Source organism: Paenibacillus sp. sgz302190, from assembly GCF_059820445.1.
This window is the reverse complement of record NZ_JBZYAO010000057.1, coordinates 15,194-41,872: the sequence shown is the minus strand read 5'-3', so window position 1 is coordinate 41,872 and position 26,679 is coordinate 15,194. Positions and strand designations below refer to the sequence as shown.

General features: G+C 52.5%; 23 protein-coding genes and 1 other RNA gene. 1 reads left to right on the top strand and 23 read right to left on the bottom strand.

All coding sequences use genetic code 11. The features are described 5' to 3' along the window. Positions 1–505: 505 nt before the first annotated feature. The 4 genes from AC6RNO_RS34525 to AC6RNO_RS34510 all read right to left on the bottom strand — a co-directional run bounded on the left by AC6RNO_RS34525 (position 506) and on the right by AC6RNO_RS34510 (position 2,921). Positions 506–955: a hypothetical protein gene (locus AC6RNO_RS34525; RefSeq protein WP_474684479.1), complete on the bottom strand. Its 450-nt coding sequence runs from the start codon at positions 953–955 to the stop codon at positions 506–508. Positions 956–980: 25 nt separating this feature from the next. Beyond that, on the bottom strand, positions 981–1,196 hold the full coding sequence (locus AC6RNO_RS34520) for a DUF1540 domain-containing protein (protein ID WP_474684480.1): 216 nt from the start codon (positions 1,194–1,196) through the stop codon (positions 981–983). 48 nt (positions 1,197–1,244) lie between these two features. Then, positions 1,245–2,339 (bottom strand): glycoside hydrolase family 15 protein, encoded by a 1,095-nt coding sequence (locus tag AC6RNO_RS34515; RefSeq protein ID WP_497108197.1) that lies wholly within the window; start codon positions 2,337–2,339, stop codon positions 1,245–1,247. Positions 2,340–2,420: 81 nt separating this feature from the next. Further along, positions 2,421–2,921, bottom strand: a complete 501-nt coding sequence (locus AC6RNO_RS34510; RefSeq protein ID WP_474684482.1) for a YpuI family protein — start codon at positions 2,919–2,921, stop codon at positions 2,421–2,423. 165 nt (positions 2,922–3,086) lie between these two features. On the opposite strand from AC6RNO_RS34510, the gene AC6RNO_RS34505 reads away from it, so the two are divergent. After that, on the top strand, positions 3,087–4,982 hold the full coding sequence (locus AC6RNO_RS34505; protein WP_474684483.1) for a S8 family peptidase: 1,896 nt from the start codon (positions 3,087–3,089) through the stop codon (positions 4,980–4,982). A gap of 80 nt (positions 4,983–5,062) precedes the next feature. On the opposite strand, the gene AC6RNO_RS34500 is transcribed toward AC6RNO_RS34505, so the two are convergent. From AC6RNO_RS34500 to AC6RNO_RS34410, 19 genes are all read right to left on the bottom strand, one after another. Beyond that, positions 5,063–6,814, bottom strand: coding sequence for a hypothetical protein (locus AC6RNO_RS34500; RefSeq protein ID WP_497108196.1), 1,752 nt, complete (start codon positions 6,812–6,814; stop codon positions 5,063–5,065). Between the two features lie 15 nt (positions 6,815–6,829). Next, on the bottom strand, positions 6,830–9,943 hold the full coding sequence (locus tag AC6RNO_RS34495) for an efflux RND transporter permease subunit (protein WP_497108195.1): 3,114 nt from the start codon (positions 9,941–9,943) through the stop codon (positions 6,830–6,832). Positions 9,944–9,976: 33 nt separating this feature from the next. Then, positions 9,977–10,573, bottom strand: a complete 597-nt coding sequence (locus tag AC6RNO_RS34490; protein ID WP_474684486.1) for a TetR/AcrR family transcriptional regulator — start codon at positions 10,571–10,573, stop codon at positions 9,977–9,979. 52 nt (positions 10,574–10,625) lie between these two features. Continuing rightward, on the bottom strand, positions 10,626–11,969 hold the full coding sequence (locus AC6RNO_RS34485) for an efflux RND transporter periplasmic adaptor subunit (protein ID WP_497108194.1): 1,344 nt from the start codon (positions 11,967–11,969) through the stop codon (positions 10,626–10,628). Positions 11,970–12,836: 867 nt separating this feature from the next. Beyond that, positions 12,837–13,265, bottom strand: an RNA gene (gene rnpB, locus AC6RNO_RS34480) — RNase P RNA component class A. Between the two features lie 103 nt (positions 13,266–13,368). After that, positions 13,369–14,478 carry a Nif3-like dinuclear metal center hexameric protein gene (locus tag AC6RNO_RS34475; RefSeq protein ID WP_497108193.1) on the bottom strand — a complete coding sequence of 370 codons (1,110 nt, stop codon included), beginning with the start codon at positions 14,476–14,478 and terminating at the stop codon, positions 13,369–13,371. Further along, positions 14,454–15,215 (bottom strand): tRNA (adenine(22)-N(1))-methyltransferase TrmK, encoded by a 762-nt coding sequence (locus tag AC6RNO_RS34470; RefSeq protein ID WP_497108192.1) that lies wholly within the window; start codon positions 15,213–15,215, stop codon positions 14,454–14,456. Before AC6RNO_RS34470 ends, AC6RNO_RS34475 begins: the two co-directional genes overlap by 25 nt. A gap of 3 nt (positions 15,216–15,218) precedes the next feature. Further along, positions 15,219–16,049 (bottom strand): hypothetical protein, encoded by an 831-nt coding sequence (locus tag AC6RNO_RS34465; protein ID WP_497108191.1) that lies wholly within the window; start codon positions 16,047–16,049, stop codon positions 15,219–15,221. A 138-nt stretch (positions 16,050–16,187) separates the two neighbouring features. Then, entirely contained in the window at positions 16,188–17,306 is a 1,119-nt protein-coding gene (rpoD, locus tag AC6RNO_RS34460; RefSeq protein WP_474684490.1) for an RNA polymerase sigma factor RpoD, read from the bottom strand. A 34-nt stretch (positions 17,307–17,340) separates the two neighbouring features. Next, positions 17,341–19,185 carry a DNA primase gene (gene dnaG / locus AC6RNO_RS34455; protein ID WP_497108200.1) on the bottom strand — a complete coding sequence of 615 codons (1,845 nt, stop codon included), beginning with the start codon at positions 19,183–19,185 and terminating at the stop codon, positions 17,341–17,343. Between the two features lie 59 nt (positions 19,186–19,244). Beyond that, complete coding sequence (locus AC6RNO_RS34450) at positions 19,245–19,718, bottom strand: YaiI/YqxD family protein (RefSeq protein ID WP_497108190.1); 474 nt, start codon at positions 19,716–19,718, stop codon at positions 19,245–19,247. 74 nt (positions 19,719–19,792) lie between these two features. Continuing rightward, positions 19,793–20,608, bottom strand: a complete 816-nt coding sequence (locus AC6RNO_RS34445) for a pyruvate, phosphate dikinase/phosphoenolpyruvate synthase regulator (RefSeq protein ID WP_497108189.1) — start codon at positions 20,606–20,608, stop codon at positions 19,793–19,795. Between the two features lie 174 nt (positions 20,609–20,782). Next, positions 20,783–21,532 (bottom strand): DNA repair protein RecO, encoded by a 750-nt coding sequence (gene recO, locus AC6RNO_RS34440; RefSeq protein WP_474684493.1) that lies wholly within the window; start codon positions 21,530–21,532, stop codon positions 20,783–20,785. Positions 21,533–21,561: 29 nt separating this feature from the next. Continuing rightward, the gene (locus AC6RNO_RS34435) at positions 21,562–21,720 is read right to left on the bottom strand and encodes a YqzL family protein (protein WP_474684494.1); all 159 of its coding nucleotides are present in this window, start codon (positions 21,718–21,720) and stop codon (positions 21,562–21,564) included. An 82-nt stretch (positions 21,721–21,802) separates the two neighbouring features. Continuing rightward, a complete protein-coding gene (gene era / locus AC6RNO_RS34430; protein ID WP_474684495.1) occupies positions 21,803–22,702 on the bottom strand; it encodes a GTPase Era in 900 nt (299 codons plus the stop codon). Beyond that, positions 22,699–23,118 carry a cytidine deaminase gene (gene cdd / locus AC6RNO_RS34425; RefSeq protein ID WP_474684496.1) on the bottom strand — a complete coding sequence of 140 codons (420 nt, stop codon included), beginning with the start codon at positions 23,116–23,118 and terminating at the stop codon, positions 22,699–22,701. Before cdd ends, era begins: the two co-directional genes overlap by 4 nt. Positions 23,119–23,158: 40 nt before the next feature. Beyond that, the gene (locus AC6RNO_RS34420) at positions 23,159–23,863 is read right to left on the bottom strand and encodes a diacylglycerol kinase (RefSeq protein WP_474684497.1); all 705 of its coding nucleotides are present in this window, start codon (positions 23,861–23,863) and stop codon (positions 23,159–23,161) included. Next, complete coding sequence (gene ybeY, locus AC6RNO_RS34415; protein ID WP_497108199.1) at positions 23,863–24,387, bottom strand: rRNA maturation RNase YbeY; 525 nt, start codon at positions 24,385–24,387, stop codon at positions 23,863–23,865. Before ybeY ends, AC6RNO_RS34420 begins: the two co-directional genes overlap by 1 nt. 47 nt (positions 24,388–24,434) lie before the next feature. Then, positions 24,435–26,663: an HDIG domain-containing metalloprotein gene (locus AC6RNO_RS34410; protein ID WP_497108198.1), complete on the bottom strand. Its 2,229-nt coding sequence runs from the start codon at positions 26,661–26,663 to the stop codon at positions 24,435–24,437. Between the last annotated feature and the right edge of the window lie 16 nt (positions 26,664–26,679).

Genomic DNA, 26,679 nt, shown 5'->3' with positions numbered 1-26,679 from the left:
AGCATAGACACACCGCGCTTTCCATGGAATACTCACAAGAATATTATACCATATTAACGCGGTGAATTGGTGGATTCATAAGACTTTCTCAACAGCCTGAAAAATACAGTTTTTTGCATGGCTAATACGCTGAAAACGAATATTCCTGCAATTGTGCAGGCTTTTCGCTGCGAACATAGGCTCAGATTCATTTTCACGGAAAATTCCTGCATAATCGCAGGCTTTTCCCTCAAATGAACCATTTCCTCAAAAAAACCTGCACTTTCGCAGGCTTTCTCCCTGCCAAGCTGCCTTTCGGGCCCCCACATCAGCACTGCAACATGTTGGTCGACCGACCGCCGTCAATGCAGCGCAACACCGCGCGCGCCAGGAGCTGCGCGCGGTGGCGTGCAAGAGGCACGGGTTGAGGGAGAACGGCTGCGATAGTCTTTCACTTGCGCTACGAAAACCTAATCGCCCACAAACGCGACAGAGTGCCGAGAACATCTCGGCACTCTGTCGCGTTTTACGAATAAAAAGGAACCAGCAAAAAATAGGCGGCAATAGCAACCAATCCTAAAACAATCGACCAAGTACCGAGCGCTTTCGTGCCGCGGAAAAAGGCGAAAACACCCAAAGCGGCTCCGACAAAGCCGAGCACGACAGGCCATAGAAATAAGGAAACGATGGAAATCAAAAGTGCGGTATAGCCTAGAGCCTTGCTGCGGGTAACCGCTTCGACCATTTCTTGGACTTCCTCATCTTCTCCGGCCTCGGATTGAACGGGCTGCTGCACCTGATCCTCCGGCTTGCCGGAAGGACCGGCATACGGAATGCTTCTCGCCTGCGGATGCGGTGCGATCTCAGCGGCGTATTCCTCATTGCCGCTGTCCAGTCCGCCCTCCATTCTCAGCTGTTCCTGCTGAAAGCGCGCCTTGGCTGCCGGATCCGGATAACGGTTATCTTCAGTTGTCATGTCAGCCTCCGCTTATTTTAGAGCATCAACGGCTTTTCTTCGCTGTAAACGTATGGCAGCATGTGTTGGCCACATTCGCCGCAGTGTCCTTGTGGCCTTGGCCAAAGGCTTCCCCGGCAAACTCGGCGTTGTAATCAGCCTTCGCATGCTGATCCACATCAATCATAATCGTGTTAGCATTGCAGTTGTTTCCTTGCGCCCAATATTCGCAATTGGCAACTGAACATTTTACATCCGGCATTATGATCACCCCCAGTAACAATTTGCCCGCTGCAAGGGGGATCTATGCTTACGGGAGCTTGTCAGATAGCACCAGAAACATCGCGTGCGACCACAGCAGCGGCAGAGCCGGCTCTCCCCATTTTTGGAGCCATTCCTCATACTTGTCCGGGCCGCGCAGCGCATCCGGCACCTGTTCGGGAAGCCTGCCGAGCGCATCCGCCTTCGCTGCGATCCAATCCAGGCAGCGCTGCGCCTCGTCCCGGTCGCCAAGCTCGGCTTTAACCAAACCGTACCAAGCTGTCAGCAAAATCCATTCCCCGCCCCCATAGTACGTATCCGCCTCATACCGCTGGATGCCTCCGTGCTTGAGCTGGCGTTCAATCGTCTGAACGGTGTTCGCCATGCGGGGATCTTCCGGGGCGAAGACGCCGAAAGGCACGGCCAGCCACAGCAGACTGGCATCGACCTCCGGCTGAACGGGCTGCCAAACTTCGTCTATGCATTGAATAGATTTAACAAATCGGCCGTCCATAACCGCATGCTCAACCAGAAATTGGCGGATGAACGCCGCTTTCTCGATCAGCGCAGGCCTGTCCTCGAGCTCCCCTAAAGCCCGCAGTCCGCCATAGACGCAAGCCAACGTCGACGGATGCACGTAATCCGGGAACTCCTCCCAGCAATCGAAGTTGGGATAATGCCAAAACGTCATTAAGTAATCGACGGTAATTTCTATGCTCGCCCGAAGCTCCTCAAGCAATCGGCGGTTTCCGCTTATACGCACATGTTCCGCAAGCCCCCAAAGCCAGGTGCCGTAGCCGTCCAGTTGAAAATGTCCCCACTCCGAATCGTCGTCTCTGCCGTCCAAATGATACCGGGTGCCCAAAAACTCGCTGCGGTCGATCCAAATTTTTTGCTCGTGCTTGCGAATCAATTGATCCACTTTGTCCCGTTTATCCTTCAGAACGGCGTGCACCCACCTGTAGAACTGCTCCGCGCTTTCGCTCTCGCCCCTGAGATCCATCGAATAGGCGATAAAAGAACCGTCCCGGAGCCAACTGTACGCATAATGCGAAAAAAGCGGCGATGCCGCGTAGCCTCCGCGGGGATGCTGATTCAGCTTGATGACCGTGATGCTGGACTGGATAAGTTGCTCGCGATTCATAGGCATACGCTCCCTCTTTTAAACGAAAAAAGATGCGCACGAAAGTCGCATCTCCGGTTAGTATTTTCCAACTGCAAACGATTATACTTTTTCGCCTTGCATGCGGCGCTGGGTGATGTAGTCCGTTTCATAATAGGACAAATCTTCCCGAAGCTCCTCGAACACCTTGGACAGCTCGATCGTCAGATCGCGCACTTCGCGGGCAGGCTTTTTGCGGAAACGAATTGCATCCTGGCCCGTATAAGCGTAACGGCCATCTTCGGAATAGCACTCGTTTTTGGGATAGAAAAATGTATTTACGCATGTATGATACACTTCGTAGAGTACTTTCTCCGAAAAATCAACATTGAATGTCGGACGGCGCAAGCATACGCCCAGCTTTTCGTAAGCGACTTCGCAAAATACAAGCAGGTGGCGGGTGTCCTGCAAATAACCGCGGTAAAATTCATCCATGGCCGGATCGTTTTCCACATTTAGCTGCTGAAGGGAGTGATTATTCAGGAACAGTTCCATTTTGGCAGTCGCTTCTTTTAATTTCGTACGGGTTGAATCGCAAACATTTTTCACATTAAAAACAGCCATTACGTGTTTGACCTCCTCTAATTGCATTACTCCTATCCTACCATAAACTTGCACGAAAAGGTATATGTAAAAACCTCGATGGGACAGGGATGCATAAAACATTCCTCTCAGCACAACCCTATCCTAAGAAGCGGACTCAAACGATTATTAAGGAGGAAAGCCTTCATGTGGCGTTATGTATGCGCGTTTCTTGTTGTGCTGGGGGTAGGCATTTTCATACTCGCGGACAGGCCGAACAAGGGCACCAAGCCGGGGCCGGAGGTAAACAGCGTCAAATATGAAACGAACAGCAAGCAAACGCTTTTGGCGCAGGACGTCAAGCTGACCGATGATTTGTGCCGAAGCCAGTGCTCGCTTGATTACGACCGGATGGCGCAGCAAATTGAAAGCGGCCAGCCTGCGGAACAAGTGTTCCGGCAAATGAAAATGGACCATGAAAAAATGGACGTGCTGTATTGGTCAAGGAAAAACGAGCCGCTGGAGCGCGGCGTTAAGATCGGCGATCTTCAAGCGGATTACCGGGATCAGGCCGGAGCCTATTTGAAAGCGGCCAAAGCTGCTGCCGACGCAGGCAATCGATACCAATCGCCGCAGTTCGGCCAAGGCCATCAGTCGTTTTTTGTACTGGGCGTTCCAGCCAAGAGCGGCACCGGTTCGGTCGTCGGCGTCATTCACCAGGACATCCTCCATCAAGTCGCCGACCATCAGCGGAAAAATTTGCGTCTGGTGCCGTATCCCGCGGAAAACCGGTGGAAAGTCGAATCTGTCGATACGGACACGCTGCGTGACAAAGTCGTCAATCATCCGGAAGACAACCAGGGCACGAGCCATTACCATCAAAATGAGGTCGTCGTCCGTTTTAAAAAAGAACCGACAGATGCTCAGATTGCTCAAATCAAAGCGGAAATCGGAACCGATAGCGTGCGAAAAGTCGGCTATACGTACATTTTCAACGCCGGCGGCATGGAAGCGAAGCAGTTGATGGGTTATTTTCAAAAGTGGGATGTCGCTTATGCTGAGCCGCATTTTTTATATTTAACCAATGAACTATACGGCCCGTTCCAAAATCCGGAGCAAACGAGCGCGAACAAACCGGCGGCGATCAAAGCCGATTTTGTGCCTAACGACGATTTGTACAGGGAATATCAATGGAATCTGCCGTCCGTTGAAACCGTGCAGGGCTGGCAGCTCAGCCGCGGCGCCAAAGATATCGTTGTCGCTGTCGTGGACACGGGCGTCGATTTGAAGCATCCCGATCTCAAGGGCCGGCTGCTGCCGGGCTATAACGTCATCAGCGGCAGCGATTCGCCGCAGGACGATGTCGGCCACGGCACCCATGTGGCGGGCGTCATCTCCGCTTTGGTCAACAACAATATGGGTGTAGCGGGAATGACCTGGTACAACAACGTAATGCCGGTAAAAGTATTGGATCAGTCAGGAGCCGGCAGCACCTACTCCGTCGCGCAGGGCATTATTTGGGCGGCCGATCACGGCGCGAAAGTAATGAATTTGAGCCTGGGCAACTACGCGGATTCGCAATTTCTGCACGATGCGATCAAGTACGCGTTCGATAAAGATGTCGTTATGATCGCCGCGAGCGGCAACGACAATACTGAAAAGCCCGGGTATCCAGCCGCTTATCAGGAAGTATTCGCCGTAGCCGCGACCGATTCGAAAAACAGAAAAGCGCCTTTCTCCAACTACGGCGATTATATCGATGTCGCGGCGCCCGGCGTCAACATCGCCAGCACGTACCCGGGCAATCAGTATGCCGCCTTGTCCGGAACGTCGATGGCCAGCCCTCACGTCACAGCATTGGCGGCGCTGATCCGGTCGGCCAATCCGGCACTGAAAAATACGGAAGTGTACGATTTGATGAGAAAAACGGCCCGCGACCTCGGTACTCCGGGCAGGGATAAATATTTCGGCTTCGGGCTGATCGACGTCGTTCGAGCGGTAAAAGCCGCCACCGCCCAAACGACCAAAACCGCCCAAAGTGACTGGCCGCATAACAACTTTTGGCGGGCAATGGAATCGATCCGCCAAAAATACGTGAAATGAATAATCAAAACGCCATGTTCGCGGGGTGCCTTTTCGCAATCCCCGGAAGATGGCGTTTTGCCTATACCGGCGCCCTGCCGTTATTTCAATTCGATAATGAACCTTTTGGCTTCTCCGGTAGGAGTTTCAATAGCTTCATATATGCGGATAGTCAATTTATTTTCGACCTGATCCGTCGTCAAATCGTTGAAAGAGAGCCTTTGCAGCCCTGACACCAGCCGTTCTTTGCCGGTAAAGGCAAAATACTTTTGCCCCAATGTTCTGCCCAGCGCATCGACAAGCTCCACCTTCATTTTGGAAAAGCTGTTGTCCACTATAATCTGCTCATCCAGCTTTACGTCCAAATCCAGATCAAGCTTGTAGCTGTAAGCTATGGATTGCGTTGGGGTCGGCGATAAAGTCGGAATGAGCGACCAGGTGTTCACTTTGACCGAATACGGATAAAAAGACATTTGGCTGCGGTCTTCCCCACCGGACGCCTGCACATGAAGCGCTGCGATTGCGGTTTTGTACGGAGCGGCCGATTTGTCGTCAAGCAGCTTTAACGTGAACGCTTCGCTCTTCTCCGTTGTCGGCATGACAAACGCATAGCTGAACACGGTCGCGGTTCCCGGCGGCAATTGCTTCATATCCGAATTTTGCCTCACACCCGAATACTGTTTGTTCGCCTTCGTCTCAAGCTCGGTCTGGAAAGCCGGTATGGGCAGCGGACGATCTCCCCGGTTGAACAATTTGAATTTGATCATGGCCGTCTTATACGGATCGCCCGTGTTCTCGCTTATGTGAAAATCCACTGCCGTTACGTCCAAATTGGGCTGTATATACTCGTTCCAGCTTTCAAACACGATCGGCGTATTCAGCTTATATGCTGCGGTCTGCGCCGGTGCCGCGCTTGCCTTGCCATCCCCCAGCGCAATATTCAGTTTGCCGATGGAAAAAGGAACGGCGGCGGACTGCCCCTGCGGCCCCGTCCGGTTGAACTGCTCCACGGCAAGCACATTGATGCTGCTGAGGGTAGTGTCCATGCTCATATCCGTAGGGATGGCGTAGTAGATAAACCGTTTTTTCTTCGGTCCGACGGTCAGAACGGCTTCGTCCACTCTTTTGCCCGGATAAACTTGCTGCGCATTTCTACCGTCCAGCTCGAAGGAAGGTATCGTTTCCGTTCGATCCGAAGGATTATCGACCAACAGCTTGATGACATTCTCCGTCCCTAGTTCGGTATAGCTCCGCGTATAGTTTACAGGTGTATACAGCAAGGGGGAATCCAGTGTCGGAATCCGAAAAGCTTCGCCCCACTTCTTGATCGCGGAAGGGTCTTTGACCTCTGCCAGACGCCCGTTCCAACTGATCGAAGCGATCGGAGCCTCAGCCAGCACCGTCTCCTTTTTCGGGTACACTTCCCGGTCGACGTCGACGAGCAAAATGCGGTCCGGTTGAATCTCCGTTTTGCGGTCGATCGTTTTCATATATGTGAGCTCTTCCTTCGATTGCGGCTGTACGGCACCGGCGTTCGTGCTGCTCGGAGCAAGCGTGTATTCCGTGCCTTCGGTCGCCAGTATGCGCAGCTCGTGATCGGGAATACGGACAATCTCGCCGCTGTCATTGATGATGCGGATGACGGCGCCCAATTGAACGCCTCCCGTGATTTTTTCGTTCAATACTCCCTTGATTTCCATCCGCAGAGAATCGGTTAGCGAGTAGGATACCTCTGTCTCCTCGGCAGCCGGCCCCCTTTCCTCGGCTTTGGCGGGCAAGCCGGCCGTTCCGAGCAGAGCCAGCGAAACGGATAGCGCCAGTATCGCGGTCATTTTTTTAATATGCTTCATCATGGCTGGAACGCCTCCTTACATTTGAATGGTAGGGCTTTTATCTGACAGATTGGCGCTGCGGGCAGTCCGGTTTTTCCTTTTGTCTCTCCACTGGGCCAGCTTCAAATACATCGTCGGAACGATAATCAGTGTAAGCAGCGTGGAAAAGATGAGTCCCGATATGATCGCCACGGCCATAGGCCGCCATAAGCTGCCGCCCATGATCGCCATCGGCAGCAAACCGCCGATAGCGGTAGCGGACGTAAGCAGAATGGGCCGCAGTCTCGCCCGGCCGGACTCCGCGATCGCATCGTACAGCTCCACGCCTTCGTGCCGCGCATGCTCAATGAATTCGATAAGCACGATTCCGTTGCGGACAACGATGCCCGCCAAGCTGACGAATCCCATGAGTGCCATAAATCCGATCGGCGCGCCGGTCACGAACAAGCCGATCAATGCGCCGCCCATGGCCAAATAGACGGTTGACAGGATCAAAACCGGAATGGATAAAGAATAGAACTGCATGGCAATGATAATGTAAATTAGCAGCAGAACGACAATCGACAGCTTGCCGATGGAAATGAACGCATCGTTGCGCTCCTCGTTTTCGCCGCCGTACTCGATCGTATAATTACTCGGCATTTGAAGCTGGTTGATTTTCCCCTGCAGATCGGTAAGGATTTCGGCCGGCAAACGCCCTTCCGTATAGGATCTCACCGTAATCGTTCTTACCATGTTGTGATGTTGAATCGAAGAAATCATATGATCAGGCTCGAAGCCGACAAATGTTTTGATCGGGTAAAGCTGCCCCGTTTGCGACGGTATCATCAGCGCCTCAACCTGTTTCAAGCTGCTTGCCTGATCGGAACCGCTGTATAACGTAACGTCGATTTGTTCATTGTCCACCTGCAGCTTCGTCGTCTCAATGCCTTCGGACGCCAGACGCGAGGTAGCCGTCAAATCTTTCTCGGTTACGCCGTAGAACAGCGCCTTATCCTTATCAAGCTGCAAATCGATCGTATTCGTATCGGCGCCGACATCATCGGAAACGTTCGTCGTACCCGGTATTCCCTTCAGAATAGTCTGAATATCTTTGGAGAGAGAAGAAAGCTGAGCCAAATCCGGGCCGCTGATGCGCAGCGCGATCGGCGCACCCACAGGCGGGCCTTGCTCCAGCTCCCTCGGCAAAATCTCGATGTCCGGGTACAACTGCTTGAGCTGTTGACGCCATTTCTTAACGAGCTCGCTCGTATGTACACGTTTTTCGTCAATTTTGATGAACAATTGGCCGGTTCTCGTGCCTGTGGAGACGGTTTCCGAGTAATAGAACTTGGGCGAGGTCCGTCCGGCATAAGCGGACACAAGGCTGACGCCGTCCTGCTGCTGAACCCAGTCGGACAAATTTTTCATCATGTCGGCGGTCTGCTCATAAGTGCTGCTCACCGGCATCTTGACATCGAGCAAAAACTCTTCCCGCTCCGCACTCGGAAAATACTGAACGCCGAGCAGCGGCAGCAGGCCGTAGCTTGCCGTGCCGATGACAAGCGCTACAGACGCTGTCAGCACCGGCTTTTTCAGCAGGCGGCGAATTTGCTTTTCATACAATTCGCTTAAGCGCTGCAAAGTGCCGCCCAAGAGTCCCGGATGCTTGGCCGCAGTGGCTGCGCCTTTTGTACGAAGGCGCCGCAGCCCGATCCATTTGCGAAAAATCGGAATGATCGTCAGCGACATCGCCATGGAAGCGGCCAATGTCAAGCTGATGACGACCGGGATCGGACGAATGAAATCCCCGATGTTGCCTTTCAGGAAAAACAGCGGGAAGAACGCGGCCGCCGTCGCGAGCGTAGCCGTAAGAATCGATATCGCAACGTCCTTGCTGCCTTCCAGCGCCGCTGTGTGCGGCGAATCGCCGAGCATCTGCCTGCGCTCGATATTGTCGTTGACGACGATCGCGTCGTCGACGAGAATTCCCAGCACGATGACAAGCGATACGACCGTAATTTGATTCAAGTCGATCGACGTCATGCCCAGCGGAATAAAGCCGATCGCGATGGAAATCGGTATGGCCAGCGCAACGAGTAGAGCCGTGCCTACGGTTAACCCGAGCGAGCACACCAGGAGAACGGCCGCCATCCCGATCAGCAGCTCTTTCTTCAAATCGGCAAACAGCTTCGTAACGCTCGCCTTCTGCGTAAACATCGACTCCATCTTCACCTGCGAAGGCAGTGCGGGCTGCAGGTCGGACAGCTTGGCGTCAATGCGGTCCTGCAGAGTCGGAATATCGATTCCCTTCTCGGCATAAATCACGATATCGGCCGCAGGCTTACCATTATGGAACACTTGCTCCTCCACTTTTTTCGTTCCCATCTTGACCTCGGCTACATCCTTGATTCGAACGGAGTTTCCTTGGTCGGCCGAACGGTATACGATCGTATTCCCGATATCGCTTGCCGAAGCCGACTCCCCGGTCAACTGAAGATAGACGCGGCGGTCATCCTGATTGACGTTGCCGATCGGCGTCCGGTCATGGGCATTTTGCAAAGCTTGCATGACAAGCGCCCAAGGAAGCTGAAAGCCTTCAAGCTTTTTGCTGTCAAGAATGACTTTCACTTCTTTGTCGGGAATTCCGACGATCTCAACGTCGCTGACCCCCTGCACGGTGCGCAGCTGATCCTTCCAGTTTTTCGTAATAGAACGAAGTGATTCGAGTTCCTCCGGCCGCTCCACGACCAGATGAACGATCTGGGCGGCTGTTTTAGCCAAATCGTCATCGATCTCGGGCTGGTGCGCCTCGGCAGGCAGCTTGCTTTGCGCGGACTGCACCTTTTGCCTTAACGTATCCCAGGCTTGCTTGTTATTCACACCCGGCTTCAATTCTACGGTAATCAGCGACACATTGGGCGCCGAAGTGGAATTCAGCTTCAGAATGTTTTCCATTTCTTTTATTTTTTCTTCAAGCGGCTTTGTGACAAGCTGCTCCACTTTTTCCGGCGACGCACCCGGATAAATCGTTTGGACCGTCGCTATCGAAACGGTAATTTCGGGATTCTCTCTCTGGTTTAAAGTGGAAAAACTAACAACCCCCACAAAAATAAGCATAATAAAAAACAGCATCGTAATTTTTTGATATTGCAGCAGCTTGGTAATCAAAGACTCACCCTCTTCTCCGGTTGCTCCCGCATGTTAGCATTCATACATTTTCATACTGATATCGGCAAGAACACCGGCCAGCTTGGAGACGGACTCGATCCCGCTATTCCGTATATTGAACCAGGTATAAGCCAACTCCATCGACATCCCGATGCTGGCATAAGCCATCATTTCTTCTATTTCCGGGTCGCTATTTTCGGATCCGGGAGAAAAATCCATGACGATGATTTTCGCCAGACTCGCCTTGAATCCCAAAATAATTTCTTTCAATTCGGGAAAATTCATGCCTTCGTGACATCCGATCCCGAGGATCAGCTTGTTCTCGAAATAAATCATCAGAAGATCGTAAAAAAGCTGATAAAAAAGTTGATGAACTTCTTCGGCTGTATACTCCTTATCGATTTGCGTGCTTTGGAATTGAACGAGGACGTCCTCCAACTGTTTCGTATACGTTTTGACGAGCATGATGAAAAGCTCCTCTTTCGTTTTGAAGTACAAATAAAAAGTGCCTTGTGCCACGCCGGCTTCTTTCACGATATCGGAAACTTTCGTATTGCTGTACCCGAGCTTCAAAAAAATGTTAATCGCCGCTTGCACGATTTTTTGCCTGGTCTGTTCGTTTTCCTTCATATAGATCTGTTCCTCCTCGCGTAAAATACGATGCCGCACCCGATATCAGCCATTATTCTGTCGCTTTTACCTGCTCCTTATCCTGCACCTGATGCTGGCCGGTTACGATCACCTGCTCGCCGGCATTGAGCCCGGAAACAATCTCCTGGTCGGAATCCTTGACTCTGCCGAGTTTTACTTTGCGTTTTTCCGCTTGTCCTGTGGCGGCAACGACAAATACGTACGCTTCCCCATCCTGCTGCAAAACGCTTGACGCCGGCACCGTAATGCTCTCCTGTTGCGCGCCATCCTCGACGATCAGCTGCACGCGCATGCCGGGCTTTAATAATCCGTCCTGGTTGGCAACCTCCACTTCCAGTGTGTAGGTCTTGGTCTGGCTGTTAGCGGTGCTGGCCAGATAGCTGACTTTTCCTTGCAGTTTGTTCGAAGGCGCGTCAGGTATGTATAGAGTCAGCTCCTGCTTGCCGCGGACATATTGCAAATTGGCCTCTGTCAGCTCCGCACGCACCTTGACCGGTTTCTGCTGCTGAATGACGCCGACTTTTTGCCCCCGCGGCAAGGTCATCCCTTCCTCTATCGGCATTTCGGTAAGCAGACCGCTCGCCGGAGCTTTCACGTCAAAATAAGATAAATTCCGCTCGACATCCTCCATATCCACCTCATTGGCCTGAAGCTGGAATTGGATCGTCGCCAGAGAATCACTGGATTCCAGCGTATCAAGCTTGCGCTGCAAAACTTCAAGATCCCGCTGCAGCTTGTTGACCTGGGTTTCGATTTGCTCCTTATCTTTTTTGGTCGCCTGACCGGTGTCATAGTTGTTGCGGATCGTGTTGTAATCCTTTTCCAAGTTGTTCAAGGCGTCCTTGGTGGAAGCAATATTGTTCGTCAGCTCGAATTTGCTGTCTTCCACATCTTTTTTCGCTTTGGAAAGCTGGCTTTCCAGACTGTTTTTACTGTAGACAAGCTTTTGCTTTTGCCTCAAAACGTCTTTCTTGTCCAGCTCCAGGATGACATCGTCTTTATTCACCCATTCGCCGCGCTTCTTCAGCACCTGCATAACGTCCCCGTCGACTTTCAAGACGACGTCCAACTGCAAGGACGGGATCACGTCGGCGACTTGCTCGACATGATTGGCCCATGGCTGCTTCGCCGCCTTCATCGTTTTGACCGTCTTTACAAGCTGCTCGGCAGCCTGCGCCGCGGCAGGTGCAGACGGGGCGGAACCGCTTGAACAAGCGGAAAGCACCAAAGCCGCCGCCACAAGCATGGCCGGCAATTTTATCGCTCCGCCTTTTCCGCGAAGATGCTGGAGAACCCCTTTTTTTGTGTAAGGCATATGTCCGTCACACTCCGTTTCTTTGATGACTTCCAAGTCACTGACTGTCATGTCAGTCATAATGACTTCCTAATAGTACCATACAGGTTCAAAAAATAACACCCCCTGCACGTATAAATTTTTTATTAAGCCCTAGGAGTCTGTCCGATGAACCACGTAGAAGGTATATACATGCAAAATGACAGCAATTATGCAGCGTAAGCGGCAATATATGCAGTCATGATTCACACCCGGTATGCATAAAAGTAACTCCGTCGGACAGACTTCCAGAGTTCAACCAATTGGTGATATCGGCGAAATGAAATAACCTCTATTGAGGCGGAAAAAGCCTGCAAAGTCAGGCTGTTGAACCCCCCTGCATCAGAGGCGATAGCTCACAATTTGCCTGGCCGCACGAAGAAAACCTGCACATTCCAGGCTGTTGAAACCCCCTAGGAGGTAACCATAATCTGCCGGCCTGAACGAAGAAAACCTGCAAAAATACATGAATTTGTGTCCTTAATCGCTGGCCGCGAACAATTCCTGCAAAAGTGCAGGTTTTTCACCAAACACATAGACCCATGCTCACTTTCAGCGAAAATTCCTGCACTTTTGCAGGTTTTTGGGCAAAATGAGCTGATTTCAGAAGAAAAACCTGCACTTTTGCAGGTTTTCTCTCTAGCAAGCTGATTTCTGCCCAGTCGTACAGCTCCACAACCTACACCGGGAGTGGCGCGCCTAGAGCGGCTGTCCCCCAAGTTAGTCACACTCGTTCCCCTAGCCCTCACAGAGTGTCGCGACTTGCTCGGGCAGCCTGCACATTCGCAGGTTTTCTCCCTGCCAAGTTGCTCCTGCCCAATTACGCAGAAGTTTCACGACCTACGCAGGGAGAGGCACGCATATAGTAAAAACCCGCAAGGCGCAAAGCCTTGCGGGTAACCGACAGTATTGGAAAGTTTGCCGTAAGCCGGGTTCTGTACTTCCGGTGGTCGTAACGGGCGTCTGTTCCCCTGCCACCATTGAAGCGACAATCATCTATCTAGGCCGCACATTGCTGCGCGGCTCAAGCGACCAACCCGGACGCGCCTCGGGCTAAGGCTGCCGCTGCAAGAGCGGCCTGCGTCCCTCTAGGTCTTGCTCCAAGTGGGGTTTACCAGGATCTATGTCACCATAGATCCTCGTGGTCTCTTACACCACGGTTCCACCCTTGCCTGTGCCGTTGCCGTCATAGGACGGCGAGGCCATCGGCGGTCCGTTTCTGTGGCACTATCCTTCAACTCGCGTTGACTGGACGTTATCCAGCACCCTGCCCTGTGGAGCCCGGACTTTCCTCTCGCGGCGGGTCACCCCGCCGCCAGCGATTGTCTGTCAAACTTTCCGGTGCATTTGCTAGTATACAAGGAATGCTTCCGAAATACAACCTTAATCTCAATTCCAAAATAGGCAGCGGCCGGATATCAACATCCTCCGCCGTATAGGCCTATACGAATTGGAACGGCTCGGTGTTCACTTCGGACGCCAGTACCTGCGTGTCCGTCTTCTCCAGCTGCGCGGCGAGGTAGTCGGCGACGCCGCGCTTCATAATCTTCTCGACGTTGTGTCCGACGTCGATCATCGCCAGCCCCGCCGCGAGCGCATCGTGCGCGGTGTGGTAGTCTACGTCGCCGGTGATAAGCACGTCGGCGCCGGCAAAGAGGGCGTGCCGCATGTAGCGCGCGCCGGAGCCTCCCAGCACGGCCACCTTGCGGATCGGCCGGGCCAAATCGCCGACGACGCGCACCGTGGGCACGTCGAACGCCTGCTTCGCGAGCGCGGCCAGCTCGCGGAGCGTCATGGCCGCGGGCAGCTTGCCTGCGCGGCCGAGGCCAAACACTCTACCCTTGAGGTCCATCGGGTAGAGATCATAGGCCACCTCCTCGTAGGGGTGGGCCTTCAGCATCGCCTGAACCGCTTTGCGCTGCACGCTAGCGGTTACGATCGTTTCCACGCGTACTTCCTGTACGCGTTCCAGCTTGCCCGCTTCCCCGATGAACGGGTGCGTTCCTTCCTGTGGCAGGAACGTTCCCGTTCCGGGGATGTTGAAGCTGCAGTGACTGTACTGCCCGATTCCCCCCGCACCCGCGGCGAAAAGGGCATCCAGCACCTGCCCGTGGTGCGACTCGGGGACGAAGACGACGAGCTTATGCAGCTTTTCCGTATGAACGTCCTCCAGATGCGTCAGATCGCTTAATCCGAGCGCAGCCGCCATCATGTCGTTGACGCCGCCATCGGCGACATCCAGGTTCGTATGTGCGATATAGACCGCGATATCGTGCTTGATCAGCTTTTCATACAGCCGACCTGCCGGCGTATCTGTCTGAATATTCGCCAGCGGGCGAAAAATAATCGCATGGTGCGCGATGATCAGATCGGCCCCGAGCCGGATCGCTTCGTCCACGACTTCGTCCGTGACGTCCAATGCGACAAGCACCTTGCGAATGTCCTTTTGCAGGGTGCCGAGCTGAAGCCCGATCTTGTCGTCGGGCATCGCATAATGTTTGGGAGCAAGCTGCTCAAAAAGCTGAATTACGGTTTGACCTTTTGCAAACAAGCGAGCACCTCCTTGATTTCCGCTATTTCCTGTCCGATCGCTTCCGCTTTTTCTTTCGAAGCGTCCGCGGTTGACCGGGCAAGCTGCCCTTGAATCATCGCCAGTTTCGCGAGCTCGCTTTCCCATTTGCGAAACCATACGCCGGCCGCTTCTTCAAGCAGCATCGGCCCCATCTGCAGCAGACGTTCTTTGCGAATCGTCAGCGTTCCCTGCAGCGTCCGTTCCTTGTACAGCGCTTCGCCGTCCTGCGCGCGGCCGTTCAGTGGCTCGGCCGTCAAAATCTCATAAATTTTCCCGTCTTCTTCAAGTATAGCTTCCGCTATAAGCAGCCAGCCGCTGCCGTCCAGCCAGCGCCTTACTTGATCTTCGCCTACATTCGGCTGCAGGATAAGCTTGCCGACGCCTGCGAGCTTCGCTTTGCCCGCTTCCAGAATAGATGCGATCAAGCTTCCGCCCATACCCGCTATCGTGATGACATCCACTTCTCCAGGCTCTATTACGGCGAGCCCGTCGCCCGACCGCACACTGATGGTGCCGGTCAGCCCGCTTTCTTTCACCTGCCGGGCCGCCGCTTCATAAGGGCCGGGATTCACTTCGCCGGCGACGGCAAAAGAAACAACCCCGTTCTGCGCCAAATACGTCGGAAGCAGCGCATGATCGGAGCCGATGTCCGCAAGCCGGGAGCCTTGGGGCACCCGGTCTGCAATCATTTGAAGCCTTTTCGATAACTTAACCATTGTTTACATTACCCACTCTACCCATTTTTTGCGGAGCCAAAATAACACCATTCCCGCCGAAACCAGCTTGCCTGTGAGCGATAATTGAACGACCCGCGAGCTGATGTCCGTATCGGTAAGAAAAGTAAACGCCTCGGGCGCAAACCAGACCATTGTTCCTACAAGCATCATCACTCCTGCGGATTGTTTATTCGTATGATGCGCCAGCCATGCGATCCATATAAGTAATATACTAACCGGAATCCAGCTAATTTCAAGCGCAAGCCATCCGGGATTGTCCAGTTTTCTGAGCAAAAACCATCCGTACGCGCCGATCAGCCCTATCCAGCCGCAAAACTGGAAAATGCCCATCCGTCCGGCCAATCCGCAGATCAACCAAACGATGCTGCAAAAAGCAACATAACCGACAAATGCATAAGGCGATTCCACACTGTACAAATGCAGCAAATAAACGCCGAGAAGCAAAAGCATCACCGAAGCGACGCCGCACAGCAAATAACTTACGGCAGGCGCTTTGGCAAGCTGACGAAATGCAAAGATGTAACAAATTGCGACAAAAACAGTGGAAATTCCAATTTGCATTGGCATTCCAAAAGAGTTAAAATTAAGAGCAGATAAGGCAATTGCCGCAATGACCGCAAAAACAAACAACCAGATTTTCCAATTACTGTTTACCACGGAAGAAGCAGATACCCCCATCAGCGATTTCGGTTTCGAAGCTCCTTCTTCCAAATATAAATTCAGTAAAAAATCGCAATAATGCTCGGGAAGCAGCTTACTTCTCCGCCAATGCTCGATTTCTTTCACGATCAGTTTTCTTTTTTCGGCATCCATGTATTCGTTCCACCTTCCCTAGCTTCTTTATCGGCAAAACAAGCGGAACGCATTAGAGCATGTTTTCCCAAACTGTTCATCAGTCCGGCAACGAAAAAACCCCGCCGCTTTCGTGGCAGGGCCTTCATACAGCGAATTTTATTCCAGGAAATCTTTCAACCGTTTGCTTCGGCTAGGATGTCTCAGCTTGCGCAGCGCTTTGGCTTCGATTTGACGAATCCGTTCGCGAGTGACTCCAAATACTTTGCCTACTTCCTCCAAGGTCCGCGTACGTCCGTCATCCAATCCAAAACGAAGCCTCAACACGTTCTCTTCTCTTTCTGTCAGCGTATCGAGCACATCTTCGAGCTGTTCCTTAAGAAGTTCGTAGGCCGCAGCATCGGCAGGAGCCAGCGCTTCCTGATCCTCGATAAAATCACCCAGATGCGAGTCGTCTTCTTCGCCGATCGGCGTTTCCAACGAAACGGGCTCTTGTGCGATTTTCATAATTTCCCGTACTTTATCCGTACTGAGGTCCATCTCTTTGGCGATTTCTTCAGGGGTCGGTTCGCGCCCTAATTCCTGCAGCAGCTGACGGGAAACACGTATCAGCTTGTTGATGGTCTCTACCATATGTACAGGAATCCGAATCGTTCTTGCCTGGTCGGCAATAGCGCGGGTAATGGCTTGACGAATCCACCAGGTTGCATAGGTACTGAACTTGTAGCCTTTGGTATGATCGAATTTTTCTACAGCCTTGATGAGCCCCATGTTGCCTTCCTGAATGAGATCGAGGAACAGCATGCCTCTGCCTACATAACGTTTTGCGATGCTGACTACGAGCCTAAGGTTCGCTTCCGCCAAACGTCTTTTTGCCTCTTCGTCGCCGTTCTCGATCCGTTTGGCCAGATCCACTTCATCTTCCGCGGAAAGAAGCGGTACACGGCCGATTTCCTTCAAATACATCCGAACAGGATCGTTAATTTTAATACCCGGCGGGAGCGCCAAATCATCGTCAAAATTAAACTCGTCATGCTCCTGGTCGTCCGGATTCATTGACATCTCATCGTCGGACTCGTTGCCCACATCGATGCCCAGCTCCGAAAGCTGTTCAAAAAATTCATCGATTTGCTCGGGGTCCTGATCGAAAGGAGCAAGCTTTTCCATAATATCCTTGTAAGTCAATGAAGAGCGTTTTTTCCCTTGCTCGATAAGCTGATCCTTCACCTGGTCCAAGGTCAGTTCTGTCTCTAATTCGGTACGTTGATCATTCGCCATAGTACGGACTCCCTCCTCCCTAGTTTTAAGTGTCTCATGTTGACTTCAATCGCTGTTCTAGGGCAATAATCTCAATAGCAATTTGTGCGGCTTTAAGATGCTCTCCCGCGCGTACGGCAAGGAGACTTTCCTCTTTCTTGCGTTCAACTTCCTCTTGCATCGGAACTTTGCGGATTTGGCGAATATAGTCGTCAATCACTTGTTCATTCATTCCGTGACCCGCTCCCATCATGACGATGGAGCTGGCTAAGCTCTCCAGCTGTTCATCCTGCAGCATGGCAATGTATCGGCTTGCATCGGGCTCAGCGTTCTGAGCGTAGTAAGCATATAAATAAGCAGCTAATACTGCATGAGCTTCCACATTGAATTGATCGCCTAATTGCGATTCCACATGCGCGCACACTTCCCGGTCATGCATCATGACCGCAAGCAGCAAGCGTTCGGCATTGTGATAAGCAGGCAAAAGCGCCGGCGTTTGTCGTGTTCGTTCCGCTGTTCTTCCATTATTCATAACATTATTCCACAGAAATGGTTTATTATCCCCATCTGTTCTGTTTTTTTCCGACTGCAGCAAGATTTCGTGCAGATCCAGCTTCATGGATTCGTAAGAAGAATCGGGAAACTCGGAAGCCAGTTGTTTCAAATAATGTTCGCGTTCCACCTGGGATGGAAGATCGGCAATCATTTTAACTGCGGTTTGCACATAACGAACTCGGTCACCGTCCTCGTGCAGCCTGAAATTTTTACGAATGTATAAAAGCTTGTATTTCATCGACGGTACGGCAGGTTCGATAATCTCCCGTACGAATCGGTCAAAACCGTAGATGCTGACATACTCGTCCGGGTCTTTGCCGTCAGGCAGCATCGCTACCGATACTCTGCATTTGGCTTCTTCCAGGATCGGTATGCTTTTGAATGCCGCGGACTGTCCTGCATTGTCACCGTCATAACATACGACGACTTTGTCCGCATTGCGGTTCAATACCGCCGCATGATCTTTCGTTAACGCTGTGCCCATCGTCGCGACGCCGTTATAAACGCCGGCCTCCCAGGCTTTGATCACATCAACGTATCCTTCGAAAAGCACGGCCTGCTGCAGCTTGCGCATATGGGGTCTTGCCTGATGCATGTTGTACATCGTCCGGCTCTTGTTGAACAGCATCGATTCCGGACTGTTCAAATATTTGGGCTGCACATCGCCCATCGCCCTGCCGCCGAAGGCAATTACTTTGCCGGTGGCGTCGCAAATCGGAAACATGACCCGATCGCGAAACTTATCCACGTAGCCGTCGCCTTCGTTTCTTGCTGAAATCAGCCCGCCTTTTTCCATCAGGGGCAATGAAAAGCCCCGTTTGTCCAGCTGCTGGACGAGCGTATCCCACATCGCCGGCGCGTAGCCGATTTGAAAAGTTTCGATCAGTTTGTCCGTGATGCCGCGTGAGGTGAGGTAACTTTTTGCGGCTTTGCCCTGATCGGTATTGATTAATATATAATGATACAACTTGGCAGCGAAATCGTAAGCTTTGAGCAATCCGGATTTCTCCAGCTGCTGCTCCGTCTGCTGCTCGGTCGCTTCCTCCCACGTAACAGGAATGTCCGCTTCTTCCGCCAGTTTGGTCACCACTTCGGAAAAGCTCAGACCTTCGATCTCCATCAGAAAACGAATCATATTCCCGCCCGCTCCGCATCCGAAACAGCGGTAAATTTGCTTTTCCGGCGTTACGGTAAAGGATGGGCTTTTCTCCGAATGAAAAGGGCACAGCCCTTTCATGTAATGCCCCTGCTTGGTTAAATGCACATGTCTGCCAATGACATCCACGATGTCGTGGCGCTTGAGGACAGCCTCAATAACCTCGTCAGGTATGCGTCCGTTCCTCATCATCTTCCACCTACAATTCAGGTATCCGGTTCCGACTCATTACTATTCGCTACTAAAATTCAATTTCCTGCATCGGAAGACAAAACTTTTGTCAAACGCTGTAGAAATTGTCGTCGATCCGCATCGGTAAACGGTTTGGGGCCTTTGCCGTACTTGCCGCCTCTGCGCAATTTGGCCGATTCGTGACGGCGGTCCAGCAAAAAGTCGATTGTCGCATTCGTATATTCCTGCCCCCGGTTGCCCAGAGCGACCGCTCCTTTGGCCAGTCCAAGAGCAGCAAGTCCAAAATCCTGTGTGACCAGAATATCGCCTTCATGAATATGATTGGCAATATACAAATCGACGGATTGATCCGAACGGTCAACCTGTACGATTTTGGAATGTGCGCTTTCCTGCATCCGGTGATCGTACGAAGCTACCAATAAGACCTGTACGCCAAATAGCTTGGCGGCCTGCTCGATTTCGGCTTTCACAGGGCACGCGTCGGCATCGACGATAATCGTCCTCGTTCGCAATTTCCTCAGCCTCCGCATCTTCGGCCGGATTCCTACCGTAATATTATATACGATGAACTTGTAAAAAATCCTGCTAGCTTTAGCATAAAACCTTATACGGTTCGCTCGATATAATCGAGTATCAGGCTGGCCGTTTCCTCAACGGCGCGGTTTGAAACGTCGAATACGACGCAGCCGATTTTGCTCATAATTTTGTCTGCAAACTCCAGTTCCAATTTAATACGTTCCACATTCGCATAGGTTGCATTTTCCGCCAACCCCAATGTTCGGAGCCGTTCCTGCCTAATAATGTTCAGTTTGTCCGGATCGATGCGAAGCCCGATCACTTTATGTTTGGGCACCGAATACAGCGGCTCGGGCGGCTGCATTTCCGGCACAAGCGGAACGTTCGCGACTTTGAATTTTTTGTGGGCCAAATACATGGACAGCGGAGTCTTGGACGTGCGCGAGACGCCGAGCAGCACGATGTCGGCTTTGCGAATCCCGCTAAAGTCGCGGCCGTCGTCATATTTGACTGCAAATTCGACAGCTTCGACTTTTTTGAAATAGTCCTCGTCCAGCGGATGAATCATTCCGGGCTGCCTGCGCGGCTCCTGCCTCAATACTTGACCGAGCGACGACATAATAGGGCCCAGCAGATCGATATACGTGATGTCGTGCGCTATAGCTTTGCTGATCAGGTCGTCCCGCAGCTCGGGAATGACGAGGGTAAATACGACGATGCCGCCGTTCGTTTTCACCGTGTTCAGAACTTTGTCGATGCCCTCGCAATCATGGATAAAAGGGGCGCGGATAATTTCCACCTGTGCCGGGTAAAACTGCATGGCCGCTGCGCGCACGACGGACTCCCCCGTCTCACCGACAGAATCCGAGACGACATATACGCGGGTTGGCGCTTGATCATCCATGTATCTGTTACTCCTTTCAGCGGGGTTACCCCCTCATTAGTCATTAGTATGTATGTCCGGGAAGAACAGAACGAAAGCACAAAAAAACTCACCGATATGCATGGCGGCACATCGGCGAGACCTTTTTTCAAAACATCATAACAGAGCAAAAGGCGTATGTCAAACATGTGACATTCATATTTCATATTTCTCCATCTGCTCGATAAAGCTTCTCGATTTCCACTTGACGCCGATATGGGTGTCCATATAAGCGCGCATGCACTGCTTGAGCTGCGTTTTGGTTTCCTCTTTGACCTGAACGGCTCCGAGCCTGCGCATGTCCATGCGCGGAAAAAGTTTCAGCAGCTTCAGCGCGCCTTCCCCGATCGCAATTGCGGTCGTATCTTTGAAGCGGCAGCGGGAACACAGGCATCCGCCAAGCATCGGGCTGAAAGAGTACAACTCAGTCTCCGCGCCGCACGAGACGCAGCAATTCGTGACGGGCAGGTAACCGGCCAGCTCGAACATTTTCATTTCATATAGATGAACGACGATCTGCATATCTTTGTCGGCCTCGATGGCGGCAAGCCCCGCTTTCAACTGCTCGAACAAAAAAACGCTGCCCTCTTCGTCGCCCATCATGCGATCGGTCATCTCCGCCAAATAAGCGGCGTAGGCCGATTTGTGCAAATCCTCGCGCAGCGCATGATGCGCCTCGATAATTTCTCCGTTGCTCAGCGAGCCCATATGACTGCCGGCTTTAAAAAACACAAAATCGCCGTACGTGAACAGCTGCGTGACGGCGGCGTGTCTGCTCTTGACTTTTTTCGCTCCCCTGGCCATCAGGCTTACTTTGCCCAATTCGGGAGTAAACAGGCTGATGATCTTATCTCCCTCTCCGTAGTCGGTGCTACGAAGCACGATACCCTGTAAACTGCGCAGCAATTGACTTCCCCCATACAAACCGCAAGGACTCAGTCGATCAGTTCGGACCAGTCGGACGGTTCTTCGTTACTTGGCTCTTCCTCCTGCAATCCCCAGTCCGCTCCCGGCTCTCCGGCAGCCTTTCGATACAGCAGGTAAGCATCCACATCACCGGTCATTGAAAAATACTTCCACGAAAAATCTTTCATGTACAGCATCCTCCCCATCGAACGTGATGTTCTTAGGATGGTACGTAAAAGGGTTCTCTATTCGAAACAATAACTGGTACGATTATTCGTTGCGGAATCCGAGATCGCGGAGTACCCGCTCCTGGTTGCGCCAATCTTTTTTCACCTTGACCCAAAGCTCCAAAAACGTTTTCGAACCGAGCAGCGCCTCGATATCTTGTCTGGCCTGCTTGCCGATTTCCTTCAGAAGGCTTCCCTGCTTGCCGATGATAATGCCCTTCTGCGAATCCCTTTCGACGAAAATGACGGCGGAAATCCGCACGAGTCCGTTCTCTTCCACGCGCATATCCTCAATCTGAACGGCGATCGAATGAGGTATCTCTTCGCGGGTCAGATGCAGTATTTTTTCGCGCACCAGCTCGGCGCAGACGAATTGCTCCGGATGATCGGTAATTTGATCGGCCGGATAATATTGCGGGCCTTCAGGCAAATACCGGACGATCTGCTCCAGCAGCGTCGTCACATTGTTGCCCTGAAGCGCGGAAATCGGCACAATTTCGGCGAAATTGTAAAGGTCCTTGTAGCTGACAATAATCGGCAGCAGCTCGTCCGGGTGCACTTTGTCGATTTTGTTCAAGACGAGAATGACGGGCGTTTCCACGTTTTTCAGCTGCTCGATGATGTAGCGGTCCCCGCCTCCGATCCCTTCGGCGACGTCTACCAGAAAGAGTACCGCATCAACCTCACCAAGCGTGCCGTGAGCAACCTTGCTCATATAATCGCCAAGCTTGGATGTCGGTTTATGGATGCCGGGCGTATCCAGGAAAACGATTTGTCCCGAATCGGACGTGTAGACGCCGTGAATTTTGTTCCGTGTCGTTTGCGGTTTGTCCGACATGATGGCGATTTTTTGGCCGATGATATGGTTCATGAGCGTCGATTTGCCTACGTTCGGACGGCCGATAATCGCTACGAAGCCTGATTTGAATTCCTTTTTGCTCACTCTTGTTCCTCCATTGATTGCAAATCTTTCGTTGTAAAAGCTCCCGGGAGCAGTTCGGCTACGGTCGTTTTGACGAGCGCGCCTTTCAAATTGCCCATGTAAACCGGCATATCGGGACGGCACAGCTCAGCCAGCACTTGCCGGCACACTCCGCAAGGGGTAATCGGGCCTTCCGTATCGCCGATGACGGCGATAGCCTGGAACGACCCCGGGCTGTGCCCGTCGGCTATCGCCCGGAACAGAGCCGTGCGCTCCGCGCAGTTTGTCGGCCCGTAAGCGGCGTTCTCGACGTTGCAGCCTTTGTGCACGTGTCCGTCTGCGTCCAGCAGCGCGGCTCCGACCAGAAAGTGCGAATATGGCGCATAAGCCCGTTCTCTCGCTTCAGCGGCGAGTTGGAGCAATACTTTAGGTTCCAAATCGGATCATCCTTTCACGAAAAAGAGGTCATCGTTAACCTTACAGTAAATTGAAACAGACAAAGGCGAGAATCGTAACGGCCGTACCGATGACCGCTCCGAGAAACAGCGCCGGAAAAGGCCTTGTTGTTTTATCGTACAAAATGATGAAAACTAGGGCCGACAACATATACGCCAGCAGCGCCGCCACCGTCGCTTCGACGAAAACGGCGATCACCGTAGATACGGCGAACGCGATTGCCGTCAGCAAGCTGGGCCTGACAAGCTTTCCTTTGTCGGAAAACCGGGTCTCGACGACGATGACCGTCAAAATAACGAGCGCGATCAGCACCCAGACTGGGCCCGCCGATATAGGCATATGCTGCAGCTTCGACTGTCTGAACAGCCGGTCGAGGGGCTCGTAAAATACGATCATGCCCACGACGACGGCAAAGCCTGCCGACACCAGGACGGACGCCGCGGCTACGTCCTTGGCGATCTTCGCCAGCGGATGGCGGTCCGGCATCGCCAGATCGACCGCTTTTTCCACCGCGGTATTGATAAGCTCGGTGACAATCATCAAGGTGACGGCCAGCAAAATAAACAGGATATCCGTCTTCGGAAGCCGGCAGAACAAAGCGGCCAGCAAAACAAGAAAAGCAACGCAGAAATGGAATTTCATGTTGCGCTGCGAATCCAGGGCGTATTTGATTCCTTCGTAAGCGTACCGGAAGCTCCTGCGCCATTTGCGGAAGCCTTCGCCCATCAGCGGGTCAGACCTGCCTTTTGCAAAATGTCCTCCTGCCTGGCAAACATCGCTTTTTCTTCTTCTTCGCTTTGATGGTCGTAGCCGATCAGGTGAAGAAATCCGTGCACGAACAAAAAGCCGAGCTCCCGTTCTACGGAGTGCCCGTATTCTTCAGCCTGTTCGATCGCCCTCGGAACGGAAATAATAATATCGCCGAGCGGCTCGATGAAAGCTTCCGAAACGGCGCCTTCGTCTTCCCCCGCCTCCTCAGGCTCGCTGCCGTCCTCGTAATTGATTTCGATTTCGTCCTCGCCGAATTCGCTCATCGCAAAGGACAGGACGTCGGTCGGCTTATCGATGCCGCGATACTGCTTGTTCAGCTCATGAATCGCTTCATCGTCGACAAAAGTCAGCGCCACCTCGCCTGCGGCGATCCCTTCCTGCTCGCCTGCAAGCTGCAGCAGTTCCTCCAGCTTGGCGATAAATTCAGTCGATATTTCTTTGAATTCCTGTTCGCTGCTCCATTCCAGCGTTAGGTCCATACTTGCCATTTGCAGCAGCCTCCCTTAGATCTATGTATCGCCGGCCCTTATTGGGCCGGTTTCTTCTGTGCCAATTCGCTCGGATATTCGATTCTCGAATGAAAGATGCCGAGCAGCGTTTCATTCAGCGTCTTCGCCACCGTATCCAGCTCTTTGATCGTAATGTCGCATTCGTTGAACTGCCCGTCATCGAGCCGGGATTTAATAATTTTGCGCACGAGGGAATCGATCTGTTCCAGCGTCGGATTCCTCAGCGAGCGGACGGCCGCTTCCACGCTGTCGGCAATGCCGACGATAGCCGCTTCCTTGGACTGCGCTTTCGGGCCGGGATAGCGGAAATCTTCCTCGCGGTATTCCTTGTCGCTGCCCTCTTCCTCCGCCAGCTTTACCGCTTTATGGAAAAAGTAATGCAGCAGCGTCGTGCCGTGATGCTGCTCGGCGATATCGCGGAGCGGCTTCGGAATTTTGTAATCTTTGAGCATTTCGACGCCGTCGCGCGGATGCGCGATAATGATCGATTTGCTCAAATTCGGATCGATCCGGTCGTGCGGGTTCTCGATATTCGTCTGGTTCTCGATAAAATAGCTCGGGCGCTTCGTCTTGCCGATGTCGTGATAATAAGAGCCGACCCGGCAAAGCAGGCCGTCCGCGCCGATCGATTCGGCGGCCGCTTCGGACAAGTTGCCCACCATGACGCTGTGGTGATACGTTCCCGGCGTCTCCGTAAGCAGCTTGCGAAGCAGCGGATGATTCGGATTCGACAGCTCCACCAGCTTGAGCGGCGACAAAATGCCGAAGGCGGCCTCGAAGAAAGGCAGCAGCCCGATAACGAAGACAGCCGTCAGCAAGCCGCCGGCAGCCGCAAAAGAAAGCGAGAACAAGGCTTCCTTGCGCGAAAGCTGGTCTTCCATCAGCAGCATGGCCGTAATGGTCAGCATCGAGAAGAACGAGACCATAAGACCCGCTTTCAAAATCGTCGCGCGCTGGCTGGCCCGCTGGATCGTAAATACGGCCGCGAAGCATATCACCAGGCTGACAAGTCCGTAGCGGAAATCGAAAAGCTGCAGGTGCTCGATATTGAAAATGATGCTGGCCATGATCGAGAACAGAACGGAGGAAATAAAGGCGATCTGGGCGTCCAGCAAAATCGCGATCAGCACGCTGCCGAGCGCCATCGGCGCCAAATACCCGATTTGCGGGTATTCAAGATTTTGCGCCAGCGAAATGATTTTCATGCCGATCGTATTGATCGTGAAAATCATCAGCAGCATGACAAGCTGGGAATTGTTGTAATGAATCGGCAAAGCGCTTTGCTTGACGAACATATACATGACGAATGAAAGCAATAAGGACAACACGCCGAGGCCCAACTGCGGAAGATGGTTCGCTTTGTCCTTCAGCAGTTCCAGCTTGTCCAGCTTCGCGTAAATTTCCGGTGTAATGACGTCGCCGACATGGACGAGAACGTCGTTCTTGTTGATGAAAACCGGCTTGACGCTTTCTCTGGCCTGCGCCCTGGCGTCGTCCGTCCCTTTTTGATCGAAAAATTTATTCGGCGTAATGACGGCCCTGGCGATTTCCGTAACCATTTCTCTGGACGTATTCTTCGTCAGAGTGGATGTGTTGACCTGCTCCGCCACCTTCGCGCGCACCGTCTGGGCATCCATGATTTGATCGTTCATCAGTTTGAACACGATGTCCTTCGCGACGGGAAGCATCGCCGTCAAATCTTCTTTCGTTAACCGGGGAAGCTTGAAGTAAGCTTCTTCCGGAAACTGATATTGCTGCTCGGTAAGATCCTTCTGCATCTGCTCAAGCAAAGTTTCGTTGTACTGGCCGCTTACCCGCAGCGCCTTGATCGACTGGTTCTCCAGGTCGCCGATCATGCCGGGAATGAGTCTGCGATAAATGCTGACTTTGTCGTCGAATTTGACTTCCTCGTCGCCGTTGATCTGGAGCAGCTTGTCAAATATCGCATCGATCAGCGCATCATTCTTGAGACTTACAATGCGGTATACCGGCTGCACCCGCTTGGCCGCGTCTTCCTTGGCCTGCTCGGTAGCTACGGCGTCCTCAATTTGCCGCGGGGCATAGATCGTTTTCTCGCTGACCGCGCCGAGCTGTATATCGTACACTTGCGGAACAAGCTTTGAATAAAGAGAAATATAAAAGATCAGCGCGAGCAGGAGAAACAACAGAACGCGTACACAATTGCTGTACTTCCATCCGATCAGCCGGTAATGAAATTTGCCCTTGATATGCACTTCATTCTTCATCACGGAGGTCATTCCT